Here is a 16,759-nt window from a genome sequence, read left to right on the forward strand (position 1 = left end):
CGGCGCTGCTCGATCGTGACCGTTTCGCGGTCGCGATCGCCATAGGTGCTTTCGCAGAAGAGGTGATCGATGTTCCTCGGACCGTTCGGATCCAAGTGGAAGCTCTTTTGGTCGGGACCGAGGTCGCCCGAAAAGAGCATACGCCCGCCGCCGGCGAAGACCTCCACGGAAGCCGAACCCAATATGTGTCCTGCATTCCAGAAGCGTGCCTGGAAACCCGGCGCGACCTCGAACTGCTGCTCCAAGGGGATAGCGCGGCACAGCTCCAGCGTCCGCTCCACATCCTCCATCGTATAGAGAGGGATAGCGAGCGGCTCGTCGGCGCGGTCGGCACGGCGGTTGCGCCGCTCCGTATCCTGTTCCTGGATATGCGCAGCGTCTGGCAGCATCACCTCGAGCAGGTCAAGCGTCGCCGGCGTACACCAGATCGTGCCGGCGAACCCTTCCGCAGTCACCCGCGGCAGAAGTCCGCTATGATCGAGATGCGCATGCGTTAGCAGCGCGGCATCGATCTCGCGCGGATCGAAAGCGAATTTCTCCCGGTTTAGCGCTTCGAGGCTGCGCGAGCCCTGAAACAGGCCGCAATCGATCAGGACGCGGCGGCGGCCGTAGGCGAGCTCATAGCAGGATCCGGTGACCGTCTGCGCGGCGCCGTGAACCGTCAGTATAGGAAAGCTCACGCCGCTGCTGCCGCTTCTTCCACGTCCACGCGCACCACCAGCAGGTCGGCCGGGCACCAAAGCAGCATGTCATCTGAATAGCTTCCGAGCAGGTATCTGGCGAAGCCGCTGCGGCCATGCGAGCCCATGATGATAAGATCCGGGCTGACCTCCCGCGAGCATTTCTGCAGAACGTCCATTGGATCGCCCTGGCTTGCGTAGGCGAACAACTCCGGTTGGGGGGACTCCGGCTGCTCCCGCGCCAGTTCGGAAATTGCCAGCTTCAGCTCCGCAAGCGCCTCGGCCTCCGTATCGTCTCCGTCGACAAGTTCCCTCAGGCTCGGCTCACAGGCATGGACGGCATAAATCTCGTCTTTGACATCCATCTCTGCGGCGAACGGGTAAAGACGCCTTGCTGAACCCGCGTCGTCGACAGCGAGAAGCGCTTTAGAATACGCACCTTCCACCGGATTCTGTACGACCAGGATCGGGCAGCGCGTGCTCCGCAACAGGTGCGTGGCGGTGGTGCCGAAGATCGCATCCCGCATCCTCGGCTCCCCGTGCGAACCAAGGATGACCACATCGGGGTTGAAGTCGAATATCTCGTTCTTGATGGCCTCTTCCTTGGGGGCCTCGCTCAGCTGGATAGTGAGGTCCGGCTCACAATGTTCATGCCGTGCCGAGCAATCCCGCGTCCGATTTTCAATGATGCGCGTGATGACCATAAGCTCGGTCTCCGACGCATCTGCTGCGTGAGCATGGAGGATACGAAGCTCGGCGCCTTGGCTGGTTGCAAGCGCGACCGCCCGCTCGTGCGCGAATTTGCATTGCTCGCTAAGGTCGGTGGCTAGAAGAATCCGTTTCATCATCTCTTCCTCTCGTGCTCGAAAGAGAGCTACCCCCTGAAATCCTCAGGGTAGATACGGAATGTCCCTTAGAGGCAGGCGGGACCTCAGCGGACGGCACTCTGCTGGTGCGCCGTAACCCCGGATGGCTGGGTTCCGATCGTGTTGAAGCCGAGGAGCGCCAGTACCCCCGCCATGATCGCGCAACCCAGGATGGCACGCCGATCTTCCCGATTTCTCGTAGCAGCCATTTCATCGTGCCTCCCGTGATTTTCAGCGAGATTAGGGCGGACGGAGGGGTCTCTGAATAAGCAGAGTCCCTTAGTTCGAACTACGGGCTTTCACCTAAAGATCGGCTCAGGCTCTGCCGCTACCAAGCCTCCGACACGGCCGATCGGCTGTCGATATGGAGGTATTCATGTCACTTCGGGAAAACGGGGCCAGGGCCGGCCTCCTGGCAGTCGCAGCAGCGCTCGCCATTTCAGTTGTCGGCTGCTCCACGCCTACGCCCTACCAGCCGGAAGTCCGTGGGCAGCGCGTATCGGGCGGTTATTCCGAAGTGCAGCTGGCGGAGGATCGGTTCCGCGTGAATTTTCATGGAAACACGCTCACTTCGCGCGACCGCGTTGAAGGTTACATGCTCTATCGAGCCGCCGAACTGACGGTCCAGAACGGCTATGACTGGTTCCTGATCGTCGACCGCCACACCGAGCATGACGTCGAGACTTACGCGCGGCCCGGTCCCTTTTATCGGCCTTACTACGGGCCGAACTACGGCTGGTGGCGCCCGCATTGGAGCTATTACAGGCGCGGCCTCGGTTGGGAAATCTGGCACCCCGAATATGGCGATCCTTTCTGGCGCGACCGGATCGATATCGAGACCGTCGAACATTTCGAAGCCAACGCGGAGATCGTGATGAAGAAAGGCACCATCCCGACGGGGGAGGAGCGGGCATTCGATGCGCGAAAGGTCATGCAGGATCTCGAGCCGACGATCGAGCGGCCAAAGCCAACCAAGCGCTGAAGTGGAGAAAGTCATGACCTCGACAGAAACATTGCCGAACCCGGACGCCAGCCACGCTACGGACTTCAGTGCCGACCTGGTGACTCGCACCGGCTTTCGCTTCCATGTCAGACCGGCCACGCAGGACGATGAGGAGGCGCTTGCCGACTTCTTCACCCATGTGACGCCGCAGGACATTCGGTTCCGCTTCCTGACGCCGCTGCCGAAGGTGGGGCATGCTTTCCTCGAGCGGATGACGAAGGTCGATCACGATCGGACCGAGGATTTCCTCGCGTTCACCGAAGACGGAAAGACCCTCATCGCGACCGCCATGCTTGCCGCCGATGAGGCCAAGGAGAGAGCCGAAGTCGCGATCTCGATCCGCACCGACTACAAGAGGCGCGGCATTGGCTGGCGGCTCCTGGAACATGTCTCCCGCTATGCCGAAGCGAAGGGCATCAAAGTCCTTGAATCGATCGAGTGCAGGGAAAATCGCGAGGCGATCCAGCTGGAGCGCGAGATGGGTTTCACCGCCACCTCCTATCCCGGCGATCCGACTTTGGTGCTGGTGCAGAAGCGCCTCGGCTCTGTCTGACACTTGAGGGGGGCAAATATGGCAACGCATCGCATGCGCGACCTCGCCGCGCAGATCGTGGACCTGCAGCAGGAGCTGGATCGTGAGATCGAGGAGAGGCGAAAGGAGCTCGGGCTCCGTTTCCGCGGCCGGCTCGCGGAGTTCGAGCAGGGCGTGACGCTTCGCCACAAGAGGCTGAAGCAAAGCGCTGCTCAGTTTTTCGTCCAGTCGAACTTGTTCTCACTGCTGACGGCGCCGGTCATCTATTCGATGATCGTGCCGCTTGCTCTGCTCGACCTATGGGCGACAGTCTATCAGCATATCTGCTTTCATGCTTATCGCATCCCACGCGTCAGGCGATCCGATTACGTCGTCCTGGACCGCCACCGCCTGTCCTACCTGAACTGGATAGAGGCGCTGAATTGCGCCTATTGCGGCTATGGCAACGGGGTCATCGCCTATGTTCGGGAGATCGCCAGCCGCACCGAGCAATTTTGGTGCCCGATCAAACATGCGCTCCGCGTACAGGACCCGCACCAGCGCTATTACGAATTTCTCGAATATGGCGATGCCGACGGTTATCGGGAGCGCCTCGGCCAGTTCCGTGAAGCACTCCGCAAAGGTGATGAACGAACCCCTCCGCCAGTAGCGGGCATGGAGCTGGCTAAGGAACAATCCGTATAGGCCCGCAAGCGCGACCAGCCGATTATCTGCGGGACTTGCCGCGCCGGCCTACCTCTCGGCAGCCCACCCGCAGTGGCCGGCGTCGGCAGGTCACGGGAAGAGGACCATGGCAATGAACGCACTTCCAACGCGCAAGAAGGTCTTCGACCTAGAAGGCGAGGCGCAGCAAAATCCCGATGGCCACAATCGTCAGGAAGAGCTGCTGATCGCCGAGCCGGGAGAGCCGGTCAGGTTGAAGCGGGAGCCCGACAATCATGCCGATCCCAATGCCATACTCGTGCTATCGGCAAGAGGCGTTCCCATCGGCTACGTCAATCGCACCGATGCGCCGGCCATAGCCTCTGCCATGGACGGCGGCCGCACCTGTCGCGCTAAACTTCACTGCGTGCGTGGCGGCATAGCCGGATATCCGAATTACGGTGCCCGCATATCGATCGCGTGGGACGGCCGGCCGGAGCATCCGCATCTCCCGCTCGATGAGGAACAGCTAAGGGCGCGGCGTCAGAAAACTGGCAGCCGCACGGCGGGCTCCCTCGGCAGACGCGAACAGGTGACCTCTAAGGCGCTCCGGTCCGTGCGGCGCATCGAAGCAGGGCGCGGTCTCGCCGCTCATATCCTCGTCTTCTCGGCTGCGGCACTCGCCATCTACGCATTCCAGCTCGACCACGAGCTTTTCTTGCCCATGCTTGGATGGTTGTTCGGACTGCTGCTGCACGCCCTTATTGCCTTCGGACCGGGCCAATGGATCGGGCGTAGATGGGAGGACCGGAAGCTCCGGGGAGCCTTGGGCAAACTTCAGGACCTCCGCCGCTAGAGCGGCGTTCCCACATCCATGAAGGTCGCCGTTTTCAGCGCGAAGCCGCACGATCGGCGTTTCCTGGATGCGGCCAATGCGGCTGCCGGCGGGAGGCATGAACTCATCTATTTCGATGCGCATCTCACGGCCGACACCGCGCTGCTTGCCGACGGGGCGGGAGCTGTATGCGCCTTCGTGAACGATCATGTTGACCGCGCCGCGCTCAGCGCCCTCGGGAGCCGGGGCATAAGCCTCGTCGCCCTCCGAAGCGCCGGCTTCAACAATGTCGACTTCCGCGCAGCGGACGAACTCGGCATCGCGATAGCGCGCGTTCCCGCTTATTCGCCCGAAGCCGTGGCCGAACATACTGCGGCTTTGATCCTCTCGCTCAACCGGAAGATCCATCGCGCCTACGCAAGAGTGCGAGAGGGCAATTTCACCTTGGACGGGCTCTTGGGCTTCACCATCAGCGGCCGAACTGTCGGGATCGTCGGCGCCGGCCGCATCGGCATTGCCTTTGCCCGGATTATGCTGGGCTTCGGCTGCGAGGTCATTGCTTACGACCCGTTTCCTTCCCCGGAATTGGAGGCGCTGGGCGGACGCTATGTCTCCCTCGAGGAGCTTCTGAAGAATTCTGACATCGTCAGCCTTCATTGTCCCCTGACTGCCGGGACGAGACATCTCATAGATGCCGATGCGCTCGGCAAGATGAAGCTAGGCGCAATGCTCATCAATACGAGCCGTGGGGGTGTGGTGGATACGCGCGCGCTGATAGCAGCCCTGAAATCGAGCAGGATCGGCCAGGTCGGCCTCGACGTCTATGAGGAGGAAGAGGGTCTCTTCTTCGAAGACATGTCCGGACGGGCAATTGGAGACGATGTCTTCGCACGCCTCCTCACATTCCCGAACGTGCTGATAACCGGCCACCAAGGCTTCTTCACCGCCGAGGCGCTTACGGCAATCGCTGAAACCACAATAGCTAACCTTACTGCTTTTGAAGACCAGGGCAGGCCTCTGCACTCCGTAGTGTTCACCTACTGAGACTACGCAATACTACTGATGGCGCGCTTGAGCCAGCTATCGGCGCCTGACGCATGGAGGGGCAGTTTGGCACGGTCTCACGGTGCGCCTTGGTCGTCGCCTCATCACCGCAAGCTGCAAGAGGCCGCGTTCCTGCCGCGGCGGACGTCGGGACGACGTCGTTCGCACCCGCTCGCAATCAAGAGCGCTCCGGCACCCTTCTTCCCAAGGAGAGTGGGCAGAAATCCGACCAGTATCCCCAAAGCTTTTAATTAGAAGACACTGCGATCATGCGCCCTTCTCACCCCCTTGCGGATCGAACCACGCCAGAACCGTCCCCCGTCCAGCGCGCGCGAGAGGCCAAGAGTCGTCTACGGACGACCCTGCGAAGGTTGGCCGCCAGCCTCATGAATGTGAGCCGGGGCGCCGGCAAACCTTGGGCCATCTGCAGCGAGGTCGCGGCAGTGAAGCAGGAATTCGAGAGCTATCGCGCGGCGATTGGCGGCTACCCGTCCCCCGAAGAGCTTTCGGCAATGCTGCATTTTGGCGATGCGCCGGAGTGGCCGGCGCCGCATCTGAAGGAGCGGATCGAGTTGGCGATGAGCCTTCGAGCGGCCATCGGGGGCGGCCTCCGGATGGCAGCAGCGCGCCTGCTGAACTTCCCAAAAGAAGAGCTGGCCGGGGAGACGGAGCTGTATTTCGGTATCAACGGGTTGGAGGCCCTGCGCGCCGCGCGAGACGGAAGCCAATCGCCCCGATGAGCATCAGCGACGTCCCCAGTCGGCGATAATTCGGGCTGCTGGTCATTGTCTTGCAGCCCTCTGACTCATAGCTCTGAGTAGATAATGGCGGAATATTACCGATACTCGTCTGAAATGCCACTGACAGTAGCGCCAAGATGCGGTAACAAAATGCCATGGCTAAACATCTCGTCTCCGCTGTTGCTTATGATGGCCTATGCAGCTTCGAGTTTGGCTGTGTAACAGAAGTTTTCGGCCTCTCCAGACCCGAGTTAGGTTCGGATCTTTACGACTTCCAAGTGTGTAGTGCCGAGAGAGGACCTCTTGTTGCTGCAGGAGGGATCAAGGTCGACGTTCCGCACGGGTTGGAGGTTTTGGATCGTGCTGACACGATAATTCTTCCGGGCTGGCGACATGATCGCGAGTCCATTCCCGATAATCTTGTCGAGGCGCTGCGGCAGGCTCATACGCGAGGGGCCAGAATTGCCTCGATCTGCTCGGGCGCGTTCGTTCTAGCAGCGGCAGGCTTGCTAGCCGGAAGACGTGCGACCACTCATTGGCAATATGCAAAAGAGCTATCGGAGCGATATCCGGAAATCGAGGTCGACGCCAGCGTTCTATATATCGATGACGGGAACATTGTTACCTCTGCCGGCTCCGCAGCGGGCTTGGATATGATGCTTCACCTCGTGCGGTGCGACTATGGAACCCGTATTTGCAATATCGTTGCCCGCCGTCTCGTGATTCCGCCGCATCGAGACGGAGGACAGGCGCAATTTTTGTCGAGACCAATCATTGAGGTCAAAGATTCGAGACTGTCACAAGTTTTAGAGTTCTTGAGAAGCCATGCTACCGAGGAACATCGGCTCGCTGATCTTGCGGCCAAAGCTGCAATGAGCCCTCGTTCATTTTTTAGGAAGTTCCGCGATGTGGTGGGGATGTCTCCATACGAATGGCTGACGCATGAGCGTGTAGCGGTTGCCAAAGAGCTTCTCGAGGAAACCGACATGCCTGTCGACCATGTCGCTTATAAAGCGGGTTTTGGAGCGACCGAAACTCTTCGCCACCACTTCCGTCGTATTGTCGGCAGGAGCCCCGCCGAATACAGGCGGACATATTCGGGAAACCAGCCAAAGGTCGAACGACGCGCACGAGATTCAAAGCTAAAGGTTGCGGCGCCAAAGTCGATCGTCAACAGCGCAGGCTTAGGCAGACGTCATCTGGAGCAAAATACGGCGGTAACACATGTAAGCGGCGCAGACAGTTCAGTACTTGATGGGCCAAACTTTCGTGGCGCCCTACACCGGGCTTCGACGGCGGCAATGCGCCGAGGTTAGCATTGCCCCATGCTATTTTGAGACGCTGCTCTTTCAAAGGTGGTTGCTCCACCGCACGTGCAGCCGCGTCGCGAAAGTTTACGGGATCTTGTCCACATAAGCTGCCCGTTCGTGACGGAGTAACCAGGCTTTTCGGCTAATGCCGCCCCCATAACCGGTTAGGGACCGATTGGAACCAATGACCCGGTGGCACGGAATTGCGATAGCTATGGGATTTGCGCCGTTTGCCAGACCTACGGCCCGGCAGGCAGCCGGCCGAGCAATCCTACGAGCCACCTCCCGATAGGAGATGGTGGCCCCCGCTGGGATGTGCGAAAGGGTGTTCCACACAAGATGCTGAAAAGGTGATCCGTACGCGGCCAACGGCAGGTTCTGAAAAGCTTCGTAGTTTCCGGAGAAGTAAGAGCAAACGACTTCTCGCAAGGTGTTAGGAACATGAGCTTCATGCACGTCGACGCCGCCGTACATTCGCCGCATCAGTCGAAACATTCTTTCTTCGTAGTCGCCGAAGTCCAGAGATCTAAGGGCACCATCGCCGTCCCAGGAAACCAGAACCTCCCCAATAGGCGATGACAAGCGGCCAAACTCTAAGTTCCCGACGGGGAATGTGCGCAGAAGATTCGGCATTCGAAACTTTCAGCTCCGGTCACCAGGGGACGCTAATCGAAAAGACCGACAACGGATTGATCGAGATGTGACGATCCAATCCGTTGCCGGGTTGCCTGCTATGAACCTTTATTCTGCGGCCGCGATGGCCGGCGGCGCTTCGTGCTTACAAAAACCGCGGACGCCGGTCTCGCCTGCTCTGGCCTCAAGAACCAGACCTTCATCCAACCACCCGGTAACGCCTCCGATCATCTCTTTGACGGGGCGCCCAAGTTTCGCGAGAGCTATCGCGGCCTTGTTGGCTCCGTTGCAGTGGGGCCCAGCGCAGTAAACAACGAAAAGAGTGTCAGGAGCGAATTCAGCGAGAGTTTCGCTCGATATTTCGCGGTGGGGAAGATTGATTGCTCCGGGTACGTGCCCCTTCGCGTAGGCATTGGGGCCACGCACATCGAGTATTACGTAATCACGAGTTCCGTTCTTTCCACTATCATATACGTCCCAGCAATCTGCTTCGAAACTGAGGCGGCCTTGGAAGTGGGCTAAAGCCTTATCCGAAGGCGCTGCTTTGTATTCAGAAACGTGGCTCGTCATCTTTTCCTCCATTCTGAGGACTTGAGGAATAGAGTTCAGCCTCCCAAACCGGCAGTGGCATGATCGCCAAATTGAACGAAAATATTGCCAAAGATGTCTTGTTAAGGAGCGTGCATATCTGTGATAGACTCAATCACGTCCATGAATGGGAGCAAGGCGCATGCCCAATCATGACAAACGCGATATGGCCTCTATCTCTCAAAGATGAGCGACGCCCTCCAAAACCTTGACGCACCGCCCGCTAACAGATGCGCGAAAACCATCAGAAGCACGCCAGGCTGCAACTTGCAGTAGGCTAGGTCGACCCATTTCGACCCCTTGACTCACCTCAAAGGTAATTCGGTCCTCGTCAGTTAACGACAATAAATACGCTGCGAGGGCTGCGTTAGCGCTGCCGGTTGCAGGATCCTCCCACGTGCCTGCCAAAGGTGCAAAAAGACGGGCCCGCATTCCCGCACCTTCACGCGCATAAAGATGGATGGAGAGTTGATCTTCCAGTTCGGGACGTTCAGCGACGGCCGTCCTCAAGGCTGCGACGTCGGGGGCCGCGACAGATAGCGCTTCAGGTGTAACCTCAGCGAGGACGAAGGGATGGCCAACGCTGGCAACGACGGGAAGATGTGTTGTCGTCTCTATCTGTGCGGGGTTGAGATCTATACATTTTGCGATCAGATCGGGTGAGATCTCGAGGCTCAAGGTTAGGGGCACGGGAGCTTCAACCGTGGCGGATAAAGCTTGGCCGTCTGGACCGTGCTGAAATTCAATCTCCACCAAACCCGCTTTCTCTTCGAAGATCATTCTAGTTGCTTGCGTGTCAGTCATCGCCGCTAGAACGAGTGCGGTTCCAACGTTAGGGTGCCCTGCGAATGCCATTTCCGCCACGGGATTGAAGATCCTGACCCGGGCGGTGTGATCACCATTCTCGGGAGGCAAAACAAAAGTTGTCTCGCTTAGTTTTAGCTCACGAGCCAACACTTGCATCTCCTCGTCGGACATGCCCGCGGCATTGGTGAATACCGCCAACGGGTTTCCGCCGAAGCGGCTGTCGGTGAAGACGTCTACAGTAACAAAAGAATAAGTACGCACAGTGGCCTCCAACGAAAGACGCGACTGAACTCGTGCCATCGTTACCGTGGTGAAGGCGATCTTGGGAGCGGGCGAGAGGCGTGGCTGCCAGCGACGAATGGTATTCTGCCAAAAGTGGCCTATCGGCGTCACCGCCGCCTCGCTGGAAGCCGAGTGCGAAGCGCGAAACCTCCCAGGCACTTTCAAAAAGGAGCGGCCTTACACGCCCCACCATAAGCGAAGCTCAAATGGAGGAGTGCTGCCTAAAGTCCGAGGGAAAGTCGCACAGGATTCGCGCCTAAGCCGCACCAGCCGACAACCAAAACGCTACGATTATCGGGCATCGCCGAAAGGACTGTTGTAAACCTCAATCGCTGGGGGATGGAGCAAGGTCCCTCACTTAGACGAAAGCAGACATTCCCCGGCCGAGCCAGCAAACGTCCACTTTCACCAGATTAACGCCACAAGCCGACCGCCTGCTACCGGCCAGCTCCTGCCATTCCGCTATCGCCAGAAGCGGTCATTAGAAGCCACGTCGCTTGAGCCTGAGAGCTGAATGTCTGCCTTTGGTGGGCGCACTTACAGAAGGCGCATCTCGCTATACTCGGCGAACTTCACGCGACGGCAGCTACCACTCTCAGTCCCACCAGAAATACCACCAGTCGCTCGCCATCAGGACGGCTGCAAGCGGATAGATATCGCCGACACCCTGAGTCACAATATCGGGGCAGTAGCGATACTGCTCCCAGGCGAGCTCCACCGCCTCTTCGCGGGTCTTCGGCCTTTTCTTCACGCGTAGCTCCATCGTGGCTCCGCCCAGGCTCACTAGCTCTGCTCCATAACGCTCCTGCCAAGCGCGCAGCGCCGCGACATGAACATGGGGCGGAGGGCAGGCGTTGAAGTCTCCGAACTTCACGTGCGCCGGCACCTGCCAGCCTTGTTGCGCCGGAACGAGAAGAAGAGGCACTAGCTCGAGAGGCTCCATCGTGACGATATCGCGGGCGAGGATGGGGCCTGAGGTGAAAATTGGTTCTTCCGGCCATTCGCCAAGCTCGGGATCCGGCTCCTCTTCGACGCCTTCATTATTGTCCGCGGCCCACTTTCGATAGGCCGCGTCAGACCGCGCCACCTCCTCAGCAAGGGCCTGCCGGTGATTGAGGTTCTCTGCGCGCTGCAGGATGTCCTCGACAGACGTCGGCCGACCTGCCTCGAAGTTTGCGGCCAGCGCCTTGGCCTCATGCTCTCCTCCGACGATGATCGGCCACCCTCCGCCGGCCGCCCGAAGCCGCTCCCATTCGGCTAATGCTCGGGCGCCCGTAGTGGAGAACTGCCTGAACGGGAGGTCCTTCAAAGCGGGCTCGGACGCCGCTCCGGAAACTGGAGAACAACCCACCAGCCGAGTACTAAAAAGCACTGCGCCGGCGTTGAACGCGCGCCTCGTAAGCATATTCCTCCTCTAAGTTACGACGATGTTTGCTGCTGCACGTCGGCGGCTGCAAGACAAGTGGCCTTAAGGGTCAGCCTGGCGGGCCCGAATTGCAAGCTTCGGATCAGGTTCGCACATTCCTTTTGAATCCGCACCGATTGCCACGATGGCTGTGCCCTCAGTGACATCTTTGCTCGCTAACGGGCGCTTGCGCGATGGCGCCGCTGTTGAGATTATGTCGTTCCGCGCGGCAACCCCGGGTAAAGGTGGTGGAGACCCGATGATTAGTAGCCGGCGGGCACATCGCAAACAATGTCCGCCGTTTAGCTCGCTTCCCCGACCGCCTCCGGCCAACAGCGGACGATCGAAGACGTTTGATGAAGTGGTGTCCCGAACTATTCCCGGAGTGACGCCTGCCCTACCCCTCAGAAGGACGGCAATCTGCCGACATCGGGGGTGCAGAGTCTGTCAGTGTAAACGAGATGCTCTACCAACTGAGCTAAGCGCCCGCGCGATGCGGAGGCAGCGCACTGCCACTTCGGCTCGCATAGGGCAAGCCTTCAGCGTCAGATCGCGAACGGCGAGAGGCGCTGGACGGCCTTGAGGTAAGCGGTGAGGTGAGCGGCTGCCTGGTCGCTGAGTTCGATGAAGACGCGGCGGCCGTCATGGGGATCGGCGGCTCGGACGAAGAGGCCGTAGTCGGTCAGAGTCTTGATCCAGCGGAGTGCAGTGGTCGCGGGGACGGCGGCGGCGATGCAGAGGCTTGAGACGGCAACGCGCTGTCCATCAAGGCGCGCGGCCATGAGGTCGAGGAGCATGTCCCAGGCGGGGTCAGCGAAGAGGTCGCTTGGAAAATATTGATCGCGAAGGCGTCGGGCGCGGATCATGGCGCGGACGGCGGAGGCGGTAAGATCCTGGGCGGGTTCATGATTGACAAGGGGAAGGGTCGGTGTCTTCGCCTCTTCCTCTTCCGAAATTCGGGCGAGGATAGTTGCGATGCGGCCGACTTCTTCGCTTAGCTGCTGCAGCCGTGCTGTTCCGCGACCACCATCACGAAGACGCAGAAGCTTTCTCGATGCCGCAGTGGCAGTTGCCGCCAGGAGTTCGGCTTCATTCGGTTCGCAAAGCTGGATTACATTGGGGCTAGGCGCTCGCGCAAACACTCGATCGATCAAATGCGGCGGAGTGCTGATGACGGCGCCGAAGCGGTTGATCGCCGCGCCGTTACCAATCTCAGCAATCAGCTGCCCGAAATCTTCATGATCTTGCTCCACCGACAGCAAGACTGCCTGAGTACTCACCTGTTGCCTTAAACGCGGAAGTGCGTCCGGAAACATAGCCGAGCCACTGACACGGCAACCCGTGCGCAAGGCAGCATCTTCAAGCCGCGCCAAAGCGGCTTCACTGTCGGCGAATAGAAGCACCGACGGTGTGCCGTCATATTCGACCGATTGAAGCCCGTCCTCAGACATCCGGCACCCCCCGCCCCGATGCTAGCCAGTGGGGCGAGCAATTACCACCCGCTCCCAATGGCTTATGTGGCGAACATGCGCCGCCGTCGCGCGGGAGGCCATAGCCCCTCGCCCTTTTTCATCCATTTTGAACAGTATTTTGGAGGCGACCTGGCTGAACTGCTAGGAAACAGCGTCAGCCAGCTCCCGCACCGGCGCGGCCGGTTCTTCGTCGAGGATCCAGTCGACCGCGGCCCGGGCGTGAAGCGCGGTGGTGTCGTAGACCGGAAGCACATTAGCGCCCGGATCCACGATCATCCGAAGTTCGGTGCAGCCGAGGATCACCGCCTGGTTCCGCGCCTGGGCCATGTTGGTGATGCAGGTCTTCAGCGTCCGCTGCGACACGCGAGAGACGGTGCCGCGCGCCAGTTCCTCGAAGATGATGCGGTCGATCTCCCGAACCATTCCCGCGTCGGGCGTGTTCACGGCGATCCCGTGCGCCTCGATCCGATCGCGATAGAAGCTTTCCGTCATGGTGAAACGCGTTCCGAGCAGGGCCGCCCGGGCGACGCCGTCGGACGCCAGCTTCTCCGCGGTCACGTCGCCGATGTGGAGGATCGGGATGCCGACCGCCTGCGCGACCTGCGGATACACCTTGTGCATCGTATTGGTGCAAATAACGAGCCCTTCGGCGCCCGCGCCTTCGAGGCGCTTTGCCGACGCGATCATCAGCTCGGCAAGGCCGTCCCAGTCGCCCGCTGACTGCATGCGTTCGACGGGCGCGAAATCGACGCTTTCGATGAGCAGCGGCGCGGAGGAAAGCCCCCCTTCCCGCTTGGCAACACCCTTGTTGATGGCTTCATAATACATGGCGGTCGAGACCCAGCTCATCCCGCCAATCAAACCCAGTTTACGCACCCCTGCACCCCAGTCAAAACGCGCTCGGAAAAAGCGGCTGTGGCGAGGGGCAGCTTAACCCCGGATTATCCGAGCGACTTGACGATCTCCTCAACCATCTTTTTGGCGTCGGCGAGGAGCATCATCGTGTTGTCGCGGAAGAACAGTTCGTTCTCGACCCCCGCATAGCCGGCGCCGCCCATCGAGCGTTTGATGAACAGCACCGTCTTCGCCTTTTCCACGTCGAGCACAGGCATTCCATAAATAGGCGACGACTTGTCCGTTTTTGCGGCTGGATTGGTGACATCGTTGGCGCCGATCACGAAGGCGACGTCCGTGCGGGCGAATTCGGAGTTGATGTCCTCAAGCTCGAACACCTCGTCATAGGGGACGTTGGCTTCCGCGAGCAGCACGTTCATATGCCCCGGCATGCGACCCGCGACCGGGTGGATCGCATATTTGACGCTGACGCCTTCCGCCTTGAGGAGGTCGGCCATCTCGCGAAGCGCATGCTGCGCCTGCGCCACCGCCATACCGTAGCCGGGGACGATGATGACCTGTTCGGCCTGCTTCATCAGGAAAGCAGCATCCTCAGCGGAGCCGCGCTTGTACGGCCGGTCGATGGCAGGTCCGCCGCCGCCCGCAACCGCATCGCCGCCGAAGCCGCCCGCGATGACGCTGATGAAGCTGCGGTTCATCGCGCGGCACATGATGTAGGAGAGGATCGCGCCCGAGCTTCCGACCAGCGCACCGGTGATGATCATGGCCGTGTTGCCGAGCGTGAAGCCCATGGCCGCGGCCGCCCAGCCGGAATAGCTGTTCAGCATCGACACCACGACCGGCATGTCCGCGCCGCCGATCGGGATGATGAGGAGGAAGCCGATCAGGAAGGAAAGCGCGGTGATCGTCCAGAAGACCCAAGCGCTCTGATCCATCGTGAAATAGCCAATCAGGCCGAGGATCAGCGCCAGCACGCCAAGGTTGATGACGTGCCGGAGCGGCAGCAGGATCGGCTTTCCCGACATGTTGCCGTTCAATTTCAGGAACGCGATGACCGAGCCTGAAAAGGTGATCGCGCCGATGGCGACGCCGAGGCCCATCTCGACCCGGCTGACCGGGTTGATCGAGGGTCTGCCGGGGTCACTCGGGCAGTCTCCGATGCCCTGACACCAGCTTAATTGCGTGATGCCGAAGGCTTCCGGGTTCAAAAAGGCGGCGGCGCCCACCAGGACAGCGGCAAGGCCCACCAAGCTGTGGAAGGCGGCAACAAGCTGCGGCATCGCCGTCATCGCAATCCGCCGCGCGGTGACAAGACCGATGACGGCACCTAGACCTATCGCGCCGAGGATCTCGCCCAAGGTCGGAAGATCCCAGGCTTGATAATATTGATCGTGGAAGGTCGGCGGCACCGTCGGGATGTGAGTGACGAGCGTCGTGAAGACCGCGATCGCCATGCCCGCCATACCGAAGCGGTTGCCGCGACGGCTGCTTTCGGGGCTGGAAAGCCCGCGAAGCGCAAGAATGAAGCAGATTCCGGCGATCAGATAGGCGAGCAGCACCCAGGACGGCTGCGCCACATGGCTAAGCGTCTCGCCTGCCGCAGGGATGGGCGGAGGAGGATGTAGTGGCGGGGCGGACGGAGCCTGAACCCAGCCCATCAGCGCCGCTCCTTCTTCTTGTACATGGCCAGCATCCGCTCCGTGACGGCGAAGCCGCCGAAGATGTTGATGCTGGCAAGCACCACCGCGATCAGCCCCAGCCACTTGGCGCCCGGCACGCCCGCAGCCGCGGCTGCGATCAGCGCGCCGACGATGATCACCGAGGAAATGGCGTTCGTCACCGCCATCAAGGGCGTGTGCAGCGCCGGCGTCACCGACCAGACCACGTAATAGCCGACGAAACAGGCGAGCACGAAGATCGAAAGGATGGTGATGAAGTCCATTACGTCAGCAGCCTTTCGTTCACGACCTTGCCGCCTTGGGTGAGGCGCACACCCTTTACGATCTCATCATCGTCCGGCAGCACTACCCGCTTCGCCTCGGTGTCCCAGAAGGCGCTGAGGAAATTGTAGAGGTTGCGGGCGTAGAGGGCGGAGGCGTCGGCAGCGAGGCGGCTGGGCACGTTGCGGTGGCCGACGATGCGGACGCCGTGCCGCTCCGTCACCGCGCCAAGCACCGCGCCCTCGACATTGCCGCCCTGCTCCACCGCCAGGTCTACGATGACGCTTCCGGGCCGCATCGTGGCGAGCTGCGCGTCGGAGACGAGGCGCGGGGCGGGGCGGCCGGGGATAAGGGCGGTGGTGATGACGATGTCCTGCTTGGCGATATGGCTGGAGACGAGCTCCGCCTGGCGCGCCTTCTGCTCGTCCGAAAGCTCCGCCGCATAGCCGCCGGTGCCGCTCGCCTCGAGTCCCTCCGCGAACACTGCCTTCGCGCCGAGGCTTTCGATCTGCTCGCGCGTCTCCGGCCGCACGTCGGTCGCCGAGACGATCGCGCCCAGCCGCCGCGCGGTCGCGATCGCCTGGAGGCCGGCGACGCCGACGCCCATGACGAAGATGCGCGCTGCAGGGATGGTGCCCGCCGCCGTCATCATCATCGGAAAGGCGCGGCCATATTCCGCCGCCGCGTCCAGCACCGCCTTGTAGCCGGCCAGATTCGACTGCGACGAAAGCACGTCCATGGATTGGGCGCGGGTGATGCGCGGCATGAATTCCATCGCCAGCGCCTCGACACCCAAGGCGGCATAGGCGCCCACCCGCTCCCGCTGGCCGAACGGATTGAGAGCAGCAGCGAGGAGCGCGCCCGGCGTCAGACCTTGAAGGCTTGCGGGGTCCGGCCCCTGCACACCAAGCACCGCACCGGCACCCTCAAGCACCGCCTCGCGCGAACCAACGGACGCGCCGGCCGCTTCGTAATCGGCATCGGTGATGGACGCGGACAACCCCGCCCCCGCCTCGACGGCGACGGAGGCGCCGAGCGTGATATATTTCTTTATGGTTTCCGGCGTGGCGGCGACCCTGCGCTCGCCTTCCGCCGCTTCCTTGAGGACCGCTATTTTCATCCCGC

19 protein-coding genes are annotated in these 16,759 nt (G+C 60.8%); 7 read left to right on the forward strand and 12 right to left on the reverse strand.

Annotated elements, in window-relative coordinates; genetic code table 11:
- From VGD10_RS04280 to VGD10_RS04290, 3 genes are all read right to left on the reverse strand, one after another.
- On the reverse strand, positions 1-680 hold a 680-nt coding region (locus VGD10_RS04280; RefSeq protein WP_331039563.1), incomplete at its 3' end, for an MBL fold metallo-hydrolase.
- Positions 677-1,525, reverse strand: a complete 849-nt coding sequence (locus VGD10_RS04285) for a universal stress protein (protein WP_331039564.1) — start codon at positions 1,523-1,525, stop codon at positions 677-679. The genes VGD10_RS04285 and VGD10_RS04280, both read right to left, overlap by 4 nt.
- An 86-nt stretch (positions 1,526-1,611) precedes the next feature.
- The gene (locus VGD10_RS04290) at positions 1,612-1,755 is read right to left on the reverse strand and encodes a hypothetical protein (protein WP_331039565.1); all 144 of its coding nucleotides are present in this window, start codon (positions 1,753-1,755) and stop codon (positions 1,612-1,614) included.
- A gap of 167 nt (positions 1,756-1,922) precedes the next feature.
- On the opposite strand from VGD10_RS04290, the gene VGD10_RS04295 reads away from it, so the two are divergent.
- From VGD10_RS04295 to ftrA, 7 genes are all read left to right on the forward strand, one after another.
- Positions 1,923-2,528 carry a CC0125/CC1285 family lipoprotein gene (locus VGD10_RS04295; protein ID WP_331039566.1) on the forward strand — a complete coding sequence of 202 codons (606 nt, stop codon included), beginning with the start codon at positions 1,923-1,925 and terminating at the stop codon, positions 2,526-2,528.
- A gap of 13 nt (positions 2,529-2,541) precedes the next feature.
- Positions 2,542-3,102, forward strand: coding sequence for a GNAT family N-acetyltransferase (locus tag VGD10_RS04300; RefSeq protein WP_331039567.1), 561 nt, complete (start codon positions 2,542-2,544; stop codon positions 3,100-3,102).
- A gap of 18 nt (positions 3,103-3,120) precedes the next feature.
- Complete coding sequence (locus tag VGD10_RS04305; RefSeq protein WP_331039568.1) at positions 3,121-3,765, forward strand: hypothetical protein; 645 nt, start codon at positions 3,121-3,123, stop codon at positions 3,763-3,765.
- A gap of 112 nt (positions 3,766-3,877) precedes the next feature.
- Complete coding sequence (locus VGD10_RS04310; protein ID WP_331039569.1) at positions 3,878-4,579, forward strand: HIRAN domain-containing protein; 702 nt, start codon at positions 3,878-3,880, stop codon at positions 4,577-4,579.
- A gap of 18 nt (positions 4,580-4,597) precedes the next feature.
- Entirely contained in the window at positions 4,598-5,602 is a 1,005-nt protein-coding gene (locus VGD10_RS04315; protein WP_331039570.1) for a 2-hydroxyacid dehydrogenase, read from the forward strand.
- A 443-nt stretch (positions 5,603-6,045) separates the two neighbouring features.
- Complete coding sequence (locus tag VGD10_RS04320) at positions 6,046-6,342, forward strand: hypothetical protein (protein ID WP_331039571.1); 297 nt, start codon at positions 6,046-6,048, stop codon at positions 6,340-6,342.
- Between the two features lie 155 nt (positions 6,343-6,497).
- Positions 6,498-7,658 carry a transcriptional regulator FtrA gene (gene ftrA / locus VGD10_RS04325; protein ID WP_331039572.1) on the forward strand — a complete coding sequence of 387 codons (1,161 nt, stop codon included), beginning with the start codon at positions 6,498-6,500 and terminating at the stop codon, positions 7,656-7,658.
- A 78-nt stretch (positions 7,659-7,736) separates the two neighbouring features.
- Here the strand turns inward: ftrA and VGD10_RS04330 are convergent, their stop codons facing one another.
- The 9 genes from VGD10_RS04330 to VGD10_RS04370 form a co-directional block, all read right to left on the reverse strand.
- Positions 7,737-8,285: a methylated-DNA--[protein]-cysteine S-methyltransferase gene (locus tag VGD10_RS04330; protein WP_331039573.1), complete on the reverse strand. Its 549-nt coding sequence runs from the start codon at positions 8,283-8,285 to the stop codon at positions 7,737-7,739.
- A 108-nt stretch (positions 8,286-8,393) separates the two neighbouring features.
- A complete protein-coding gene (locus tag VGD10_RS04335; protein ID WP_331039574.1) occupies positions 8,394-8,855 on the reverse strand; it encodes a rhodanese-like domain-containing protein in 462 nt (153 codons plus the stop codon).
- Positions 8,856-9,053: 198 nt separating this feature from the next.
- Positions 9,054-10,073, reverse strand: coding sequence for a PhzF family phenazine biosynthesis protein (locus VGD10_RS04340; protein ID WP_331039575.1), 1,020 nt, complete (start codon positions 10,071-10,073; stop codon positions 9,054-9,056).
- A 484-nt stretch (positions 10,074-10,557) separates the two neighbouring features.
- Positions 10,558-11,271 carry a DUF4253 domain-containing protein gene (locus VGD10_RS04345; RefSeq protein WP_331039576.1) on the reverse strand — a complete coding sequence of 238 codons (714 nt, stop codon included), beginning with the start codon at positions 11,269-11,271 and terminating at the stop codon, positions 10,558-10,560.
- A 641-nt stretch (positions 11,272-11,912) separates the two neighbouring features.
- Entirely contained in the window at positions 11,913-12,647 is a 735-nt protein-coding gene (locus VGD10_RS04350; protein ID WP_331039577.1) for a winged helix DNA-binding protein, read from the reverse strand.
- Positions 12,648-12,980: 333 nt separating this feature from the next.
- Positions 12,981-13,715, reverse strand: coding sequence for an aspartate/glutamate racemase family protein (locus VGD10_RS04355; protein WP_331039578.1), 735 nt, complete (start codon positions 13,713-13,715; stop codon positions 12,981-12,983).
- 65 nt (positions 13,716-13,780) lie between these two features.
- Positions 13,781-15,352, reverse strand: a complete 1,572-nt coding sequence (locus tag VGD10_RS04360; RefSeq protein WP_331039579.1) for an NAD(P)(+) transhydrogenase (Re/Si-specific) subunit beta — start codon at positions 15,350-15,352, stop codon at positions 13,781-13,783.
- The gene (locus VGD10_RS04365; protein ID WP_331039580.1) at positions 15,352-15,636 is read right to left on the reverse strand and encodes an NAD(P) transhydrogenase subunit alpha; all 285 of its coding nucleotides are present in this window, start codon (positions 15,634-15,636) and stop codon (positions 15,352-15,354) included. Before VGD10_RS04365 ends, VGD10_RS04360 begins: the two co-directional genes overlap by 1 nt.
- Positions 15,636-16,754, reverse strand: a complete 1,119-nt coding sequence (locus VGD10_RS04370; protein ID WP_331039581.1) for an NAD(P) transhydrogenase subunit alpha — start codon at positions 16,752-16,754, stop codon at positions 15,636-15,638. The genes VGD10_RS04365 and VGD10_RS04370 overlap by 1 nt, the downstream gene beginning before the upstream one ends.
- Between the last annotated feature and the right edge of the window lie 5 nt (positions 16,755-16,759).

It is taken from the genome of Allosphingosinicella sp., assembly GCF_036402135.1.
Taxonomy (GTDB): Bacteria; Pseudomonadota; Alphaproteobacteria; order Sphingomonadales; family Sphingomonadaceae; genus Allosphingosinicella.

What these genes read in the sequence shown, in the direction of transcription:
- VGD10_RS04285 (WP_331039564.1), bottom strand. Translation starts at nt 1,525, where the DNA reads ATGAAACGGATTCTTCTAGCCACCGACCTTAGCGAGCAATGCAAATTC.
- VGD10_RS04290 (WP_331039565.1), bottom strand. Translation starts at nt 1,755, where the DNA reads ATGGCTGCTACGAGAAATCGGGAAGATCGGCGTGCCATCCTGGGTTGC.
- VGD10_RS04295 (WP_331039566.1), top strand. Translation starts at nt 1,923, where the DNA reads ATGTCACTTCGGGAAAACGGGGCCAGGGCCGGCCTCCTGGCAGTCGCA.
- VGD10_RS04300 (WP_331039567.1), top strand. Translation starts at nt 2,542, where the DNA reads ATGACCTCGACAGAAACATTGCCGAACCCGGACGCCAGCCACGCTACG.
- VGD10_RS04305 (WP_331039568.1), top strand. Translation starts at nt 3,121, where the DNA reads ATGGCAACGCATCGCATGCGCGACCTCGCCGCGCAGATCGTGGACCTG.
- VGD10_RS04310 (WP_331039569.1), top strand. Translation starts at nt 3,878, where the DNA reads ATGAACGCACTTCCAACGCGCAAGAAGGTCTTCGACCTAGAAGGCGAG.
- VGD10_RS04315 (WP_331039570.1), top strand. Translation starts at nt 4,598, where the DNA reads ATGAAGGTCGCCGTTTTCAGCGCGAAGCCGCACGATCGGCGTTTCCTG.
- ftrA (WP_331039572.1), top strand. Translation starts at nt 6,498, where the DNA reads ATGGCTAAACATCTCGTCTCCGCTGTTGCTTATGATGGCCTATGCAGC.
- VGD10_RS04330 (WP_331039573.1), bottom strand. Translation starts at nt 8,285, where the DNA reads ATGCCGAATCTTCTGCGCACATTCCCCGTCGGGAACTTAGAGTTTGGC.
- VGD10_RS04335 (WP_331039574.1), bottom strand. Translation starts at nt 8,855, where the DNA reads ATGACGAGCCACGTTTCTGAATACAAAGCAGCGCCTTCGGATAAGGCT.
- VGD10_RS04360 (WP_331039579.1), bottom strand. Translation starts at nt 15,352, where the DNA reads ATGGGCTGGGTTCAGGCTCCGTCCGCCCCGCCACTACATCCTCCTCCG.
- VGD10_RS04365 (WP_331039580.1), bottom strand. Translation starts at nt 15,636, where the DNA reads ATGGACTTCATCACCATCCTTTCGATCTTCGTGCTCGCCTGTTTCGTC.
- VGD10_RS04370 (WP_331039581.1), bottom strand. Translation starts at nt 16,754, where the DNA reads ATGAAAATAGCGGTCCTCAAGGAAGCGGCGGAAGGCGAGCGCAGGGTC.